Source organism: Umezawaea sp. Da 62-37 (assembly GCF_032460545.1).
Lineage (GTDB): Bacteria > Actinomycetota > Actinomycetes > Mycobacteriales > Pseudonocardiaceae > Umezawaea.
The window spans coordinates 4313710-4330315 of the sequence record NZ_CP135965.1 but is presented as its reverse complement, the minus strand read 5'-3'; the positions used below and the strand labels follow the sequence as shown (position 1 = coordinate 4330315).

The window sequence follows — 16606 nt, the reverse complement described above, 5'->3', positions numbered from 1 at the left end:
GTCCTGGCAACGCCGTAGGGTTTGGGATCAGGTTACTACTTCCCATCTTCTCGGGCGGCGGGCCAGATCTCCCACTTGTTCCTGTCGCCGCGGCGGACTTCCGCGTCGGGATGCTCGACCTGGAGGTCTTTCAGACGCTGAAGAACCTCCGCGATTGGCAGCCCTGACGGGATCACTGCCAGAGGTTGAGGTCGTGGCGTGGTGGAGGCGGTCTCCTTGCCTGCAGGATCCGTCAGCATGGCGCGGGCTTTCTGCAGACGTGCGGCCCAGTCCGGCCATGCCGGGCACGGGGCGATGTCCCTGAAGTCTCCTCCCCGCGTGGTGTAGCCATGCCAACTCGATGGGCTGACGCACTCCGAGCACATGTCCACTTCGGTCAGGGGCGGCATCGCAGCGAGCTGGGTGAGCTTGCGGCTGTCGGAAGCGAGCTTCTGGCGCAGACTGGCACGATCGCCCTTGTCGAGGCCCTTGGATGTCAGGCGTTGCTCGATTTCGCTAACCGAAGCCCGGAGTTGTCGCACCTCCTGCTCTCGCCGGATGCGGAAGTACATGTGCATGATGGCGCGTCGGTTGGCGGGCAAGCGGCCGTGTTCGTCCACCACGCTCTCCGGATCGCTGACCAGGACGCGAAGCCGATCCAAATCCGTCCGCATCTGATCGATGCGAGTATCGAGTTCTTTGATTTCGGCAGCCTGCCTGCTCGGTTCCATGGCAGGTGCATGCTCACTGCTTGCAAGAGCTGCTCTGTCGTCCAGAGCATGCTCCAGTTGAGCTTCACGTTCCAGCAGTCGAAGCCGCGCGGCGGCCTGGGCCTCGTCGAAGTGCGCTACACGGGCGAGCCGCTCCGCTTCACGGCGCTCGACTCCTGTCGTGGTCTTGGCCTCCAGGGTTTTCAGACGTTCGTCGAGCTCCGCATCCGACAACGGCTGGAAGTCAGGCTCCGCTCTCGTCCACTGGTCGAAAATCGCGTCGGCAGCAGCCAGGTCGTCGGCACGATCCTCTACAACCCAGGGGTTCCATTGCCGCTCCTCATTCAGACTGATGATGAGAGCTCGCGCTGCAGAAAACTCCTCGGCGGATGCCGTCGCCCACGGCTCCGGCTGCCACAGGGTGCCGTCAGGCTCCAAGATCTGCTTGGGCATGGCTCGATGGTATCGGCCTGTCGGTAGCCCAGAGCTTTCCCGATAACCCAAGGCGGTTGCTACCCGGCTGCGGTCGGTGCTGCCGGGATGGTAAATGGCTAGGGTCAGACAACGTTACAGGACGGCAACGCGGCACAACCAAGCCCAGCTGTTCGCCGGTGGGATGGCCAAAGATCGCGCTGGAGCCACGCCGCCAGTGGCGTGACCGCGCGTCGGCGCGCAGGGTCGGCAGCCACTTGGGTTGTCTCGGCCTGAATTGTGGCTGGATCCTTGACCCGACCGGGCGAAGAGCGCAGCTCGTCAGCTGCAGATGCCGCGTCATCCGTTGGAGGTCAGGGCCTCGTTCGGAGGCCAGCGGCGGCGGCGTTCCCTCCTGCCGGTTGGGATCTTAGCCTCGATCTTGCACGGGATTATGAGATCTGGTTGAGATCGTTGCTGTAGCTGGATTTCGCCTGAAATCCCTGGATATGGCCAGACCGGTGGACCGACTGTCGCGTCGGCGGGCGGCGTCCGGGTCCTTGGTCGTCGGGGCAGAAAGTGTGTGTCAGGCGGGCCACGGTGCGGTGCGCAGGCGGGTGAACGCGGTCGCCAACTGGGTAGCCCAGGGCCACTCACGGTCCAGATGCAGGGTCAGGACACGGGCGGTGCGGGTGAGTTTCGCGGCGATGGAACAGATCCGGTAACGGAAAGTCGCCGGTTCGCAGCGGGCGAGATCACCGGTGAAACACAGCGCCTGGGCCCAGGTCAACAGGTCGGCTGCGGTCAGGGCCAGTTCCAGCCACGCCTTGTTCCTGGCGTAGTTCCGGCAGGGGAGGTTGCGCAGGCCGGTGGCCTTGCCGCGGCGGATACGGTCCTCGACTCGGGCGTGGCTTCGGTGGTGGACTTCCAGATCGGCCGGTCGTCCGCCGACGGTGTCGGTGACGAACGCGGTGAACCGGTGCCCGTCGAGGTCGGTGAACCGTAGTTGCGCGCCGGGATGCGGTCGTTCCCGACGGATCAGGACCCGTGACCCGGTCGGCCAGGGTGTCAGGTCGAGCAGGTCGGTGATCTCGGTGACCCACGCCCCGTCCCGCGGCCGGCCGTCGAGGTCGTCGGCTGGTCTCCAGGCGTGCTCGGGGACCGCGAGGACGGCGGCCTGGACGTCGGGGGTGATGGGGAATCCGAGGGAGAAGCCGCAGCCCGCGTCGCGGATCGCGCGGGCGAATTCGTGGGTCGCGCCGGCGGCGTCGGTGCGTATCGACACGTGTGTCGCGGCCGGGTTCGCGGGGTCGGGGCGGGCGTGGCCGGGCAGCGCGGCCAACGCCATCGTGAGGATCGTGACGTGGTCGGCGGCGGTGTTGGATCCGGCCGAGCCCGGTCGCAGGATCGCGGCCAGTGCTTCCCCGCCGGCGAGGTCGGGGCGGTCGAGGTAGGCCAGGAGCGGGTGGAATCCGAAGGTCTTCTTCCAGGTTTTCGCCGCGTTCTCCTTGTCGCTGTGCGCGAGGGTGATCGTGGCGTCGATGTCGATCACCAGGCCGCCGGTGGTGTCGGGTCCCGCTCCGGCGGCCCAGGCTCGTTCCCGTGCTGCCGCGCGCACCTGTCGCAGGCGGGTGAGGTGGTCGTCGTCGATCCGGTCGAGTACTCGCCACGCTGTGGCGTCACTGGCCACCGACCCGAACAGTTTGTCCTGGTCGCGCAGGGTCGCCAGATGCGTCAACGCGTCGCCGCCGTCGGCGATGGTCACCGCGAGGTCGGCCAGTACCCGCCCTGGCAGGTGGGTCGGCATGCCTGTGTAGGTGTCGAGCAGTGCTGTGGACCAGCCGGTTCCCAGGCCGGTGTTGATCGTGAGTTCCCGTAGCAGCGCGACTCCGGCACGCGAGACCAGGCCGGTGCCGTCCGCGCGGACGGCGATCTGCGAGTGCTTGCTATCCTGCACCAAGGGAGTGCCTTTCTGTTGACGGAACTTTGGACCTTCGCAAGCCCAAGTTTCCCTTACAGGACAGGCACTTCCTCCATGTTCGGACCAGTTTCACGTCACATTGGATGACCGATCGAGGTTAGTAGGTGCCGCCGCCCTGGCCGGGCCTCGGGCGGGAGTACCAAAGGATGGGAACAGGCATGACCAGCAGGTTTATGCTGGCAGCCTGATCGTGGAGTCGTCGCTCGGCCTACCTGCGTCTGAATAGCCGTCTGGGATAGGTCGCTCAGACCTGTCCCCAGACCGGGCGTTCCCTTCAAGCTGAGTGACCGTTGAACTGCATCGATCACCCGTGCTTCGGCAGGGCGGCCGAGCATCAACAGTGCCCAGTTTCGGTAGCTGGGCAGTGCCTCCACGGTTTCGTAGCAGCCCTGGGGTCAGCTCAGAAGCCTGGCCAGGTGTTCGGTGGCCAGAGCGTCGCGTTCTTCGCCAGTGAGCCAGCGGGCGGTGCTGCCGTTGAAGGTGGATTCGACGGACAGCACGTTGTCGAAGTTGACCGCGACTGCGCGCATATGGCTGATCACGGTGACCAGCCGTCCGCCGTCGGCCTGCGCGGTGAGCGTGTCCAATGTACTGGCGAGGGTATCCGCATCCAGTGATCCGAAGCCCTCGTCCAGGAACAGAGCTTCGACTCGTGCACCGCCATGTGCGGTGAGCTCCACAAGCGCCAGCGCGAGCGCGAGACTTGCCAGGAACGTCTCGCCTCCAGAAAGTGTCTTGACGTCGCGGGACTGCATTGTGAGGCCGTCAACAATCAGAAAGTTTTCGTGGAAACCGAAGCGGTCGTTCGTCATCGACCGCAGCGTGCGCGTGGCGATCCCCAATAGCGCCAACTGCCGGCGCCGCACGACCTCGTGGATGAACTTGCTGTCAGTCAGCAGACCGCACAGGTCCCGAAGGCAAGCGAGCACGGGGTCTGCCTGGGCGATGCGGCGGTCCAGCTCATCGCACAGCGGCTTCTTCCGCCGTGCCGTGTCCAGGTCGCGTTTTGCGTCTCGTTTCAGCACCGTCGACTCGAGCAGCTGGTTCTTTAGCTCCGACTCATCCGCCAGTCCGGCAGCAGTGAGCATGCTTGCTGATTGCTCCTGAGCATTGCCTGCACGTGCGGCCATTCTATCCGCTTTGGATTTGGAAGCGCGCGAAAGAGCTTCGACGGTGTCGAGTACTTCCTTCGCCCATAGGGATTCCTCGGCGATCGCTATGTCCTCCGGATGATCTGGAGCGGCAGGCAGCGCCAACAGCTCGGCCAGGTCACCTGTCTTCTCGGCCAGCAGCAGTAGCTCCTGGCGCAGTTGCGCCAGCGGGCTTTCCACCTCTGTCCGCTGTCGTGCACTCACATTCTCGTGTTCGGAACGGGCTTCGCGAAGATCAACGCGAATCTCAGCCAGTCGCGTTGACTTCTCGCCCAGCTCTTCGTTGCGGAGGCGAGCGAGTTCCCTGCGCTCCTGAGCGACGACCTCTGTCAGCTCACCCTGAACGCGAAAATGCGTTGACAGCTCGTCGTGTGCTTGGACCAGAGCTGTCCACCGCTTCTCGAGGGCGTTCTCGGCCCTGGTGAACGCCCTTCGGCGCTGCGCCAACGCCTTCCTGCCTTCTAGCAGTGCGGTCTCGTTCCTGGCGAGGTCATCCCGTGCAGTCTTCGCGACTCCCTTGCAGACTTTGTGCTCGCCCTCCGCCACCCGGACAGCCTCTGTCAACGCCGCGAGGATCAAGTCCTCGTCCGCATCAATGCCGCGATGTACGAACTCGGCCTCGAACAAGCAGAGCGTTTCTTCCCGCGCCGCAACAACCTCCTCCACCTTCTTCTGCGCGGCCCGCAAACTGCCCGCCGCCGTGCCGTGCGCCGCGACGGCCCCAATGAGAGCTTTGGATGCCTTGGTGCACCGCGCCTGAGCAGCCTTGCGTGTGGTCTGCGCCTCGGTGATCCCGATGGAGGAAGGGCGGTGGAAGTCGTCCGGCAGTGCGCGCTCGCAGACGGGACATGGCTCACCCGGTTCGACGCCCGTCGATGCGTGGACTGCCGCTTCAGCACGTCGTGCGTTTTCCAGGGCGAGGTCGGCGATGCTGAGCGCCTGTTTTGCCTCTTCCTCCCCATCCTCTGCGGCCTTCAAGAGCGTCACCTGCGCAGCGCAGGCGATTTCTTCCTGCTCGACAGCTGCCGCAGCCTCGGTGGCTTTGAGATCGGCCTCCCGCACATTTGCGAGAAGCACCGCGCCGGCCTCGAGCTCCCGCCGTACCGACTCACGGTCGGCCTCCGCGCTCTCCAGGGCGCTCTCCGCGGCTAGCGTGTTGGCCAGAATTCCGGTGAGGTCGCTCTCCTTCCTTTTGAGGGCAACCTCTTCGTCTCCGATCGCGGTGCCTTCGTCGGCAAGCCGACGTCGTTCCGCCGTGATCGCCGGGAACTGAGAGAGGATGGAGTCGAACGTGGTGAGCGCCTTGGTGGTGTCCGTCGGTCCCGTGCCAGCCTCATCAGCGGCCGCGAACTGCAGTTCGACGGCGTCTTCCGCTTCCCTCGCGGCGGTCATCCGCTTTTTGGCGAGGGTGAGCTGTCCGCACAGCTCGACGTCGCGGTCCACCAGTTCGTCGAACCGCTCGATGACACGCTCCGGCACTTTGTCGAGACGTCGCGCGGCGGTTCGGAGGTCACGGGCCTGACGCAAGGCCTCTTCCTTGATGTCATGAAGCCCGGCGATATCCGTTTCCACCTCCTCGAGCCGCGCACCTTCCTGCTGCGCCTGGTGTAGCCGATGTTCGGCGTCTGCGATGTCGTGGTCGATGTCGGTGGGAAGTGCGCTGCGGCGGCCCTTGAGCCGTTCGAGCTGAGGCGCCAGCCGGTTGACAGCCGCGGTGGTCTGGTCACGCACCTCGTCGATCCGGTCGAGTCCGAGGATGCTTTTGAGCACTCCTGTTCGGTCAGAACGCTTGGTGTGCAGGAGTTCCTGGAACTTGCCCTGCGGCAGCAACACCGCCTTGAGGAAGGTGTCGAGATCGAGTCCGACCAGGTTCCTAATCTTCGCGTTGACCGCGCCCGCGCCGTCGAGCACCGTGCCGTTGTCTAGCGACTCCAGGCGGTGCGTCGAGGGTGGCGAGTTGTTCACCGAAGTCGTTCTCCCGACTCGCCACGTCTCGTCGCGCATGCGGAAGGTCAGCTCGACGGCAAGCGTGCCATCTCCGCCGTCCGCGATCAGACCCTGCGCGCTGCGGGAGTCCCAGGTACAGCGCCCGTACAGGGCGAAGCACACCGCTTCCAGCAGAGAGGACTTGCCCGCACCGGTGTCGCCGATGACGGCCACGAGGTCGCGGCCGGTGAAGTCGACTTCCCGCAGGGCTCGGTACGACCGCAGGTTCTTGAACTTGAGCTTCAAGGGCCTCATGCCACGGCCTCGTCTCCGGGAAGGGGTTCCGCGAGTGCGGACTCCACGCTGAGAATCAGGTCATCGTCGTTCTCGATGGCGGTCAGAGCGGTAGTGAAGAGCTGGTGCACCTGCTCGGCGGGTGCCGACAGCGTGCCGGTGGTGGCCAGGTACTCGCGGAACAGTCCCGAGAGGTCCAGATCGGCATCGTGCGTTGTTGGGTCACCGGTGACCATCTCGAGTCTGCGGTCGGCACACACTGGCAGGAACTCGACGAGAACAGCTTCCGGCAGCAGGTCGCGCACCTGGTCGTACAGACCGGGTACGTGAGTCGGCGTATGCATCGTGATGTGGCAGAGGTCGTTGCCGATCGACGGTGCGAGCGCACGCAGGTCGTCCAACGTTCCATCGAACTTGCGCAGCTGCCTGCCGCCGCTGAGCGCAATGGTGCGGATCTTCGCTGGGCTGTCCGGTTCCACGTCCACCAGTACCACGCTCTTGCGTTCACCTGCCTCGCCGAAGTCGAGTTGAAGCGGCGATCCGGCGTAGCGCCCGGTCACCTTGGCGCTCGGCAGTTCCTGCGGTTTGTGGATGTGGCCGAACGCCGCATAGGAGACCGTTGTTGGTAGGGCGTCGGTGCTGGTCTCGTAGTACTCGCACGCGTGGGCGCGGCGCTCGCTCCCGGCAAAGTCGACACCGCCAATGTGCAGGTGCGCCGCGAACAGCGCGATCTCTCGGCGAGGATCGAAGTCCCGCTCCAGTTCCGCCACCAGCTCTCGTTCGATGGCGCTGACGCGCTCGGTGTAGGCCTTGCGCCACGTCCTGGGGTCCTCGAAGGCCTCGACAGCGCGGTTCTCGTGCACGAACGGCAGCACGGCGAGTCGCGCGGTAGTTCTGTCCGGCAAGGAGAAGCGCAGCACGCCGCCGTGTTGGGGGTGGAGAGGACGGTCGATCAGGTGCACCTGGCTATCTGCGCCGAGGACGAGGGTGAGGAATCGGAAGAGCTGCTCTGTGTCGTGGTTGCCGCGCACCACGACGACCGGAGCGATCGAGCCGAGCTCGCGCAGGACGGTGATCGCGCGTTCGAGGTCGGACAGACCTGGGTGCGAGTGGTCGAACAGGTCGCCGGAATGGATGATCAGATCGGGTTTTTCCTCCCATGCCACAGCGAGGATCTCGGCTAGGACCACGTCGTGATCTGCGGCTCTGGGTACCTTGTACAGAACGCGACCGAGGTGCCAATCGGACGTGTGCAGAATTCTCATGGGACTCCTTGATGATCGCGTTGGTGCGATCAGGCGGCGCGCACGCGAAAGGGCTCGAGGTGCGCGAGCATGGCGTGGTTGGCTTCCCAGCCGTCGGGGAACTTCGCCGGAACGTCGATGTGCATCGGTTCGCTGGACGGGTGGCTGTCGAGCAGCGCCTGGATTCCGGCCCTCGCGACCACGACGCAAGCTTGCCGATGCCGGGACGTGAGGACGCAGAGCCGGCCGGCCTCGAGGTGGAAACTCGTTGCGTCGCGACGGCCGGACAACGGGTGCAGCACGATGACGAAGTCGTATTCACTGCCCTGCAAACGATTGGCCGTGTCCACGGTGATCCGGTCGCCGCCAGCCGTCTGGCGCAGACGTTCGCGGACAGCGTCTACCTGGTCACGATGCGCGGCTCCGACGGCGATCCGCTCGGCGGTGACCGGCGCCCCGCCGGGTTCGGTCTCGGACCACGCGGTCGCTCCCCGTTCGAGCACCCGCAGCGCGAGCCTGGCCGTGGCGTCGACGGCCTCGGCGTCGGTGCGCACTGTGTGGCGTGCGGGCAGTTCATGCAGGGCCCAGCCGCTTCGCGCGGCGACGTCGAGCGTCTCGTCGACCGCACCGCCGCCCAGTCCGCGGGTGTTGAACTCCAGACCGCGCTGGTCTGAGGTGGTGGCCGGTTCGAAGGGTGTGAACGGGTAGAAGGCGTCCGACACCGGCGGTGCGGCGCGCGTGGACAACCGCCACGAGTAGGGCAATTGGTGCTGTGGCAGGTGCGTGTTGTTGCGGAGCATGGCGGCGACCGCGCTCTGCATCGGGTCCCACCGCAGGCCGGTCCATCGGTCGTTGTCGATGACCGTGAACGGGTCGAGCTGCCCAGGGTCGCCCACGAACAAGGCGCGTTCGAACCGCGGGGCGAGGCGTAGAAGCATGTCGGAGCGCATCTGGTATGCCTCGTCGATGATTGCCCACGGCATCCGCACGTCGCGCACGAAGTCCCACTTGGCGGCTGGGGCGACGATGATCAGCGCGTCACCGAGGTCGGTGAACTTGTCCCGGACGAGAACGTTCGAACAACCCCGGTGCAGGGCCCTCGCGATGGCCAGGTGGTCCTGGCCGCACAGCCGGCCGATGATCACGTCGGGTGCCCGCAGAGTCATGCGGGCGACCAGGTCGTCCGCCTGAGCGTTGGTCTGCGCGACCACCATGACGCATTCACCGGCGGCGGCGAGGTCGATCGCCGACCCCACTACCAGGGTCGACTTGCCCGCGCCCGGCGGGGAGTCGACGACGACACCGAGGTGCCGTCGCGAGGTGAAGTCGGCCAGCACCGCACGAACGACCGCATCCGCTTCGTTGGCCGGGGAACGACTCATCACGACTGCTCCTCCTCCGTCGTGTTCTGGCTGGCAGGCTTGGTGGGATCGGGAGGTGGGCCTCCGTGTGTCCACGGCGTCTGGGTCTTGTCCGGGAAGTCACCGCGCGGCCGAAACTTCTGCCGCAGCTTGCTGTAGCAGACGTGTTCTCCCACGGCGGGTAGCGATCCCTCTGCGGGAAGGGTCTTCTGCCCCATTCCACCCGCGAGCTGGAGCACGACCTTCCTGCCATCAGCTGAGTCGGTGATCGACATGATCTGTGCTTCCTGCTTCGGAAAGCGTTGGCAGGACAGCGTGGCTTCGCCGAGCGAGAACCGGATCCGGTCGGTCGTGCTGACCGTGATCAACGGTCGTTTTGCCTGACCGGTGCGCCGGTGCGGTTCGGACCTGACCACGGTGCCCTCGAACGCCTCGCCTTCCAGCCGGTGTTCGGCCATGACGAGCGGATCGTCCAGCGCGCGATCGGCGTCGAAAGCATCCTGGAGGCGTTCCAGTTCGTTGAGCCGCTTCGCCGCGCGCACCGCGCCGTCTCGCTTGGCCTGGGGAAACCTGCTGTCCGCGGCGAGATCAGCGTAGTACTGCGCACAACGGGCGAGATCACGCTGCCACCGTGACGCCACGCTCGCGCCTGGCGGCAGCATCCGCATCCGGTCGATCGACCGCCACATCAGATCCCAGGTGGGCGTGACCTGGTCACGCAAGAGCTTCTCCAGCTTCGCTCTGGTCTGGCGCACGGCGTGTGGCCCGGCGGTTTTGCATGCATCGATGGCTGGTGCCAGTTCCACCCGGTCGAACACAGGATCGGTGGCCGGGCCCGCCGGTGGGTGGTCGATCGGGTTCTCGGCAGCGCGGGCGGCTTCGGCGCCGGTCATGCCATCGGGAGGTTCGATCCACGCCAGCAACGCCGCCAGGTGGGCGTCCTCGAGCGCACTCTGGCCCGTGGCCCAGTGGCGTGCGAGGACATCCGTAGCGGCGACGAGCGTGGACGAACCGGGGCGTTCAGCCTGCTCGGCGAGAAACGTCAGCCACATCCCGAGCCGCGGTACCGCCAACGGTACCGCGTAAGGGCCCTCAGTCGACTGGAACCGCAGTGAGCGCCCGAACAGTCGGAGGAAGGTCACCCCTGCGTTACTAGGAACCCAGAGCTGCGGCCCGTCGCCGCCGGGCACCTGCCGGTCCGGCGTGGTCACCGAGGAGAATCCACCGATGTACGTGTTTAGACCGCATCTCGTTTGGGATGTTGCGAGGTAGACGATATCGTTGATCAACGATGAACGACGTAGAGAAGTGGTGTCCGGAACCGTTGTGGCTGCTGGCGCAGCCGTTGCTGCCCGATGCGCCGCAACGCCACCAGTGTGGGGGTCGGCGGCGTCTGGACGATCGTGTTGTCCTGGCGGCCATCCTGTACGTGTTGCAGACCGGATGTGCCTGGTCAGCGCTACCGGCGTCGTTCGGGGTCAGTTGCCCGACCGCGCATCGCCGGTTCTCCGAGTGGGTCGAGGCGGACGTGTTCGCCAGGTTGCACCAGGCGATGCTGGACCTGCTCGGCCTGGCCGGGGCTATCGACTGGTCACGTGCCTCGGTGGATGCCATGCAGGTCCGGGCGGTAAAAGGGGGGATCTGACCGGGCCCAGCCCGGTCGACCGAGGCAAACCCGGTTCCAAGATCCACGCGATCAGCGACCGCGGTGGTCTCCCGCTGGCGGTGGGCGTGTCTGCGGCCAACCGCAACGACCACCTCGAACTGGAGGCCGTCGTCGATGCCGTGGCCCCGGTCAAAGGCCCTGTCGGCAGGCCTCGTCGCAGACCGCGCAAGCTCCACGCGGACAAGGGCTACGACTACCCTTCCTGCCGTAAGTTATTGCGCCGACGGGGCGTCCTCGCCCGGATCGCCCGCCGGGGCATCGAGTCGTCCAAGAAGCTGGGCCGCCATCGCTACGTCATCGAACGGACCCTGGAATGGGTTTCCCGGTTCCGCCGTCTCGCCCGCCGCTACGAACGCAAGGCAGCCCACTACCTGGCATTCATCCAGCTTGCCTGCGCGGTCATCTGCTACCGCCGAGCCATCAAACTTGACTTGCTTACCAACAACAACCCCAAATGAGATGTGGTCTTAGGGTCATGCCCAGTGCGGCGGTGAACTTGAACCTTTGGCTGCGGTCGTACGGCTGGGACACGAACAGAAAGCGGGGCGCAGCCGGGTCATCGCCGACCATGGCCGCTAGCGGTGCGTTCGGTTCCCCTGCCAGCGCAAGGGGTACAAGCACGAACGGGCGCTTCGCGACGTGCACGTGCCGGACCGTGGCGATCGGCTGCGCCTGCCCGGCCGCAGCCGCGTGAGCACGCGCCAGCGCGGTGAGAACGCTCATGCGACGCCTCCTAGGCATTCCCTGCGCAGCTGTTCGGCCGCGCGTAGCCGGGCTGCGGATTCCACCTCGTGCTCGTCTGGCGTCTGTACGCCAGTGGCAAGCGCGAGCACCGAGGAGACGGTCTCTATGCCGCCAAGGTGTTCCTGCACAGTCCGTCCCAGTGCTGCCGTCCTGCCTGCGGCCTCAGAACGGCACAGGTAGGCCATCTCGCAGCTGGAAAGACATTCCGGCACGTATCTGGCCTCTAGCAACGCGAGCGCGTCCAGCAGTGCGGTGGGCGAACGCGTGGTATCCAAGACAAAGCGTTTCGGCAGGCCGGCGAGCACAACATCCAAAGTGGATAGACGGTGCAACTGTCTACGCAGGACGGCCACCTCCCTGCGCACGTCGATCTCGGCGGCGGTCGGTCGGTTGGAGAAGTTCTCCGGACAGACCAGCACTATCTTGTGTGACACGAGGTCCGGTGTGAAGCCCAGGCCAACCATGAACTGCTGCAGCGCCAGTACGTACACGGCGGACTGTATGGCTGCCGCCTTGACTTTGGCTGGGTCGGCCTGGCGGTCGAGGATCGGAAACGACTTGATCTCCACGACGCGGAAACTGTGCCCGATCCGAAAGGCAATCAGGTCGGGCTCCAGGTACACGGCGCGACCGGAGACGTCCAGCTTGAGCAACGGGTGGTCGAACAGCGTGCCGGAGTCCTCGCCGGACCGGGTCGCCTCGGTGAGGAGCTGTCGCGAACGAATGTGCCTGGCCTGCAGTGTTTCCCGTCCTGCCACGCTGCCGAGGTCGTCGTAGGACACCTCGGGCAAGGGCAGTCCGATCACCTCACGGAGCAGGCGCAGCAGTTCGGCACAACCGTTCGCCGTGACCAGCGCCTCGAAGGATTTTCCTCTGGTGATAGCGAACGGCGACATCCCGTACGGGAACGGGTGGCCGATCTGTGCAGCCAGCGCCGCCTTGTCGATGAACGCGGCGTCGATCACGCGTCGCCGGGTGCATCCGGGGTTGTTGGTCAGCGCGGCGATCGTCCGCGCGTTGTGCGGTGTCGGCTCGACCGGGCCCCGGATCCGGTCCAAGCGGCTGTCGATGTCCAAGTTGATTCTCTCGCGGGGAAGTGCTCGTGGTGCAGGAAAGATCGGGTCATGCGTCGTTAGCGTTACGATGCACGACCTTCAGAGTCGAGCCGAAGAGCTGACGGGTCTCGTCGAGCTGCGTGCGGGCTCGTTCAGCCGCTGCCTCGCGGTGCGCGAGGTCGGCCTGCCGGTGGACGTCCAACTCCGCGGCGGCCGCTGTAGCGACCACGTCCGGGATGAGGGCGTCGAATGACGCGGCAGCGTCCGGAATGTTCGCAGCGAACTGCCAGAGGAGTCTTAGGGCTGGCAGGCTGGGGGTGGACAGTCTGCCAACGTGCTCGGAAAGTCGGACTGCGGAGGTCAGGAAGTCGACCCGAGCGCTCAGCGGGCCGACGATCCGGCGAACCAATGGCCACGTCGACACCGCGACAAGACCGCGGGCCGACACCAGGCGGTCTGCGGTGAGCGCGGCGCACAGATAATACGGCCGAGCGTGCGGTGACGACCGGTACGACCTTTCCTCGTCTCGGCGCAGGCTGGTCAGTTGCGTACTGGTCAGAACACCGCCGAACAACGCCGAGTGAACCGCAACAATTAGCCGCGGCGCCGACGGCACGGTCAGCACGGTCAAAGCCTGATGCACCTGTTCTCTAACGGGAACCAGCGCACCGGTGACTGGCGATGCCTCGGGTTGAGGTGCCGGCGGTGCCGCAGCGGCGAGTGTCTGGTCCCAGTCGTCCTCTGCTTCACGCAGTGCAGCCCGCAACCGGCGAGCACTCATCGCGTCTGCAGCGAGGACTGCTCGCCGAACCTCAACACGCAGGCTCTTGATTCGCGCTTCGAGGTCTTCGAGCTTGTCCGCCACACCAAGGACGCTACCATATCTTCCAGTATGCTCCAGCATCCTCCTAGATGGCGGCGCCCGAGTAGGAAGACATCTTTCAGATCGTGGTGCTCCGCGAAGAGATCCCGGCGTCGCACAAGATGCAGCGCAAGGTCTCGCGGCTGATCGCGGCTACGGTGCTGTGGTCGAGCAGGTGATCGCAGAGCTTGGCCAGCGACCAAGTGAAGAACGGGTGATGTCCAGTCGGCGGGTGAGGTTCGGGCGATCAGGCAGATCCGTTACCGAATTGCTTAACCGATCGTTCGACTCCGCACGCCACCTGCCACCGATGTGCTTGAGTCCTGGCATCATCATGGCGACGGCCACAGTTATCCACAGCTCCGGTGACGTGTGCGCCCGCCGGACGAACTCCTGCCACACGGCGTCTTTGATGACCCAGTTCTTTCGTCGCTTCGGCAGCAGCACGCGCACCTTGTCAAGCGTCATCCTCGCTGCGGGTAGGCCGCAACCGAGCGCTGCACGGTCGAGGGTCAACGGATCCGGACCGGCGGTCATCGCCAGGGATCGCCGCTCGATCACGTCCAGGTGCAAAGGGAGAAGGAGTTCATCGGGGGGCCGCTCCAGGGACGAGGAACTATCTTACTGCCTAAGCCGTCTTTTGCGGCGCTCGACGAAAAGATTCACCAGAACGGGTGGTGTGTCGCTGTTGCTCTTGGTCTTCGGTGAGTGTCGTGATGTTGTGTCGGAGGCTCGGGGGAGAACTACGTATTCGCACGGCCAAGGGGTGGTTGGATGGCTCCGTGCGATCTGCACGCCACTCGCAGCTCTGAGCGTGAGCCGATCGGGCGCTTGAAGGCGCTCATCTGCGGAAAGCCAGCCGTTGCGCGACGCAGATCTTTGATCGCGAAGACAGGGGACTGTGAGCGACATACCCGGAGAACTCGCCCGCGTTCGCGGCGCCTATGAGCAACCCACGCTCACGCTGCTGCACCAGCGGTTGGCGCCAGTCGTGATCGCCGTCTTTCGCAGCTCGTTCGGTCGCGAGGTGCGTAGCATCCCGGCACCGCGACTGCACGACCAGGTTGACACCTACCTCGATGAGTTGCGGTTGGCCGGTGTGTCGGAGTTGCCGACCGGGTCGGGACGCGACCTATGCTTGAAGTGGATGCGCGGCCAGTGGCTGGTGCGCAGTACTGACGAGGACGGCACCGAGGTCTACTCCCTGACCTCCCATGCCCAGGACGCCCTCACTCTGGTCACCAGCCTCACCCGTGAGCGCGCCAGCCTCTCCGAGCACCGCATCGCCACCATCGTCAATGCTGTCCGCCGCTTCAACACGGAGGTCAACCCCGACCGTGCCGCCCGTGTCGACATTCTCGACAGCGAGATCGCACGCCTGACCGCTGAACGCGACCGCCTCCTCAGCGGTGGAGAACTGCCACAGGTGTCGGCCGACTACATGTTGGAGGGGTTTGGTGAACTCATCCAGCTCGTCGCGGCGCTCCCGAGTGACTTCGCTCGAGTGGAAGAGGCGTTCACCGGGCTGCGCAGCGACATCCTGGCCTCCTTCCGCGCCGAGCAGCGGGCCGCTGGCGAGGTCATCGACGACTACCTCGCCCGCGCTGACTCGCTGATGACCGCGACCGCTGAGGGGCGTGCCTTCGAAGGGGCGTTCGCGCTTCTCAGCGACGACGAACTGCTGTTGCAGTTACGCCAGGACCTCGCCGCGTTGCTGATACACCCGCTGGCCGACGAGATCCTGCTCGACGTTGATCGCCGCGAACTGCGTGGCACCGTCGCCCTGATCCGCAGCGGCATGGAGCGCGTCCTGGTTCGCCGCAGCCGTGTCACGGCGACCCTCCGCGAGTACATCGTCACCCACGACATCACCCGCGATCGCGAGCTCGACGCCACTCTGCGGCAGATCGATGCCGAATTGGCCACCTGGATGAAGACCGCTGGGCCTCGTGCCCTCGTTCCCTTGGAACTGCTCCCTCCCCGCCTGGAGGTCACCCACCTGCGGGAGCGATTCCACAACACTGACCCCGACGCCGGTCCTCCGCCCTTGAACGACGTCAGCTCGCACCGGCCTACCGCGGTGTCCTTGACCGAATTGCTTGCGCAGGGCGGTCCGTCCCTGGATTTGCTTCGCCGCGAACTGCACCGTGCACTGACCGGCGAACAACCGCTGACCTCGCTCGGCGCGCTGTTCGCTGGCCTCGACCCCGATCTGCGCCGCCCTGTCGAGATCTTTGGATTGCTGCACCTGGCGACCAACTTGCCGGGACTGGACCAGCACGAGGACGCCGAGGCTTACCGGGCCATCCGGTCAGACGGCTCCACGCGCGAATTAGCCGTGCCGCGCGTAGCGCCCCGTGACGTTGTGCGCCCCACACCAACCTCAGACGTCTCCACCCCAGCCGCCAGAACGGAGAAAGACCGATGATCGAGCCCGATCCGACCGTCGACTTTCCGCTGAACGGTTCTGACCTCCCTACCGGCGCTATGCGCACCGAATGGGATTCGGACTGGGCGACCGATGAACTGGACGTTGATGACCCGGAACGGGAGCGTACGTCAACCGTCGCCCTGTTCGAGGGCGACGAGGGCGGCTTGGAGGTCGACCAGCGACGGGCTCTGGTCGTGCTGCTGAAGCAGAGATTCATCACCGGGCGAACCAATCCGAAGGAGTGGCGCGCGCTCACTCGCAACCCTCGTCCGATCCGCGCTCGTCTCAACGACCTGTTCCTGCAGCTGTACTTGGACACTGAACGCGAGGTGGCCTACAAACGTCAGGTCGTCCCCGAAGGCGGCGGCCGACCGTTCCCCACCCTGCTGCATGACGCGCCATGGGGACGTGAGGACACGATCCTGCTGGTCTTCCTGCGCAGCCGGTTCCGCAGCGAGCAGGCCGCAGGCGCCAACCGAGTGTTCGTCGACCGCGACGACATACTCGAGTTCGTCGACCAGCACCGGCCGGAGCACGCCACCGATCAGTCCGGCGATGCCAAGCGCGCTACCAAGGCCATCGAGACGCTTTACACGGCTGGCCTGCTCATGGGGCCACGGACGGCCGATCGCTTCGAGATCAGCAACGCGGTTGAGGTCCTGCTATCGATGGAGAAGCTGACCGAACTGTTGGCGTGGCTGCGTCACCAGAACCACTCCGAAGACAGCTCCGCCGAACGCGTCTCCAACGCTGGTTCCAGTACTCCGGGTGTCGGCGAGAGCGGAAGTTGA

Annotated in this window: 12 protein-coding genes; 3 read left to right on the top strand and 9 right to left on the bottom strand. The window is 65.5% G+C overall.

The window, feature by feature from the left end:
• Positions 1 to 35: 35 nt before the first annotated feature.
• The 6 genes from RM788_RS19445 to RM788_RS19420 form a co-directional block, all read right to left on the bottom strand.
• Complete coding sequence (locus RM788_RS19445) at positions 36 to 1142, bottom strand: hypothetical protein (RefSeq protein ID WP_315933108.1); 1107 nt, start codon at positions 1140 to 1142, stop codon at positions 36 to 38.
• A 544-nt stretch (positions 1143 to 1686) separates the two neighbouring features.
• On the bottom strand, positions 1687 to 3060 hold the full coding sequence (locus RM788_RS19440) for an IS1380 family transposase (RefSeq protein WP_315933107.1): 1374 nt from the start codon (positions 3058 to 3060) through the stop codon (positions 1687 to 1689).
• A 416-nt stretch (positions 3061 to 3476) separates the two neighbouring features.
• Positions 3477 to 6464: an AAA family ATPase gene (locus tag RM788_RS19435; RefSeq protein ID WP_315933106.1), complete on the bottom strand. Its 2988-nt coding sequence runs from the start codon at positions 6462 to 6464 to the stop codon at positions 3477 to 3479.
• A 5-nt stretch (positions 6465 to 6469) separates the two neighbouring features.
• The gene (locus RM788_RS19430; protein ID WP_315933105.1) at positions 6470 to 7717 is read right to left on the bottom strand and encodes a metallophosphoesterase family protein; all 1248 of its coding nucleotides are present in this window, start codon (positions 7715 to 7717) and stop codon (positions 6470 to 6472) included.
• 29 nt (positions 7718 to 7746) lie between these two features.
• Positions 7747 to 9078 (bottom strand): AAA domain-containing protein, encoded by a 1332-nt coding sequence (locus tag RM788_RS19425; protein WP_315933104.1) that lies wholly within the window; start codon positions 9076 to 9078, stop codon positions 7747 to 7749.
• The gene (locus RM788_RS19420; RefSeq protein ID WP_315933103.1) at positions 9078 to 10268 is read right to left on the bottom strand and encodes a hypothetical protein; all 1191 of its coding nucleotides are present in this window, start codon (positions 10266 to 10268) and stop codon (positions 9078 to 9080) included. The genes RM788_RS19425 and RM788_RS19420 overlap by 1 nt, the downstream gene beginning before the upstream one ends.
• 80 nt (positions 10269 to 10348) lie before the next feature.
• Here RM788_RS19420 and RM788_RS19415 point away from each other — a divergent pair.
• Positions 10349 to 11181, top strand: a protein-coding gene (locus tag RM788_RS19415) for an IS5 family transposase (protein ID WP_315933102.1) whose coding sequence is annotated in 2 segments (ribosomal slippage) — positions 10349 to 10697 and positions 10697 to 11181 — 834 coding nt in all. Because the reading frame shifts where the segments join, the coding sequence is not laid out codon by codon here.
• A gap of 261 nt (positions 11182 to 11442) precedes the next feature.
• Here RM788_RS19415 and RM788_RS19410 read toward each other — a convergent pair.
• The 3 genes from RM788_RS19410 to RM788_RS19400 all read right to left on the bottom strand — a co-directional run bounded on the left by RM788_RS19410 (position 11443) and on the right by RM788_RS19400 (position 13852).
• The gene (locus tag RM788_RS19410; protein ID WP_315933101.1) at positions 11443 to 12543 is read right to left on the bottom strand and encodes a hypothetical protein; all 1101 of its coding nucleotides are present in this window, start codon (positions 12541 to 12543) and stop codon (positions 11443 to 11445) included.
• Between the two features lie 46 nt (positions 12544 to 12589).
• Positions 12590 to 13387, bottom strand: a complete 798-nt coding sequence (locus RM788_RS19405) for a hypothetical protein (RefSeq protein ID WP_315933100.1) — start codon at positions 13385 to 13387, stop codon at positions 12590 to 12592.
• A gap of 150 nt (positions 13388 to 13537) precedes the next feature.
• On the bottom strand, positions 13538 to 13852 hold the full coding sequence (locus RM788_RS19400; protein WP_315933099.1) for a hypothetical protein: 315 nt from the start codon (positions 13850 to 13852) through the stop codon (positions 13538 to 13540).
• Between the two features lie 433 nt (positions 13853 to 14285).
• Between RM788_RS19400 and RM788_RS19395 the strand changes: the two genes are divergently transcribed.
• Positions 14286 to 15812 (top strand): DUF3375 domain-containing protein, encoded by a 1527-nt coding sequence (locus RM788_RS19395; protein ID WP_315933098.1) that lies wholly within the window; start codon positions 14286 to 14288, stop codon positions 15810 to 15812.
• Positions 15809 to 16606, top strand: a complete 798-nt coding sequence (locus RM788_RS19390; RefSeq protein ID WP_315933097.1) for a DUF4194 domain-containing protein — start codon at positions 15809 to 15811, stop codon at positions 16604 to 16606. The genes RM788_RS19395 and RM788_RS19390 overlap by 4 nt, the downstream gene beginning before the upstream one ends.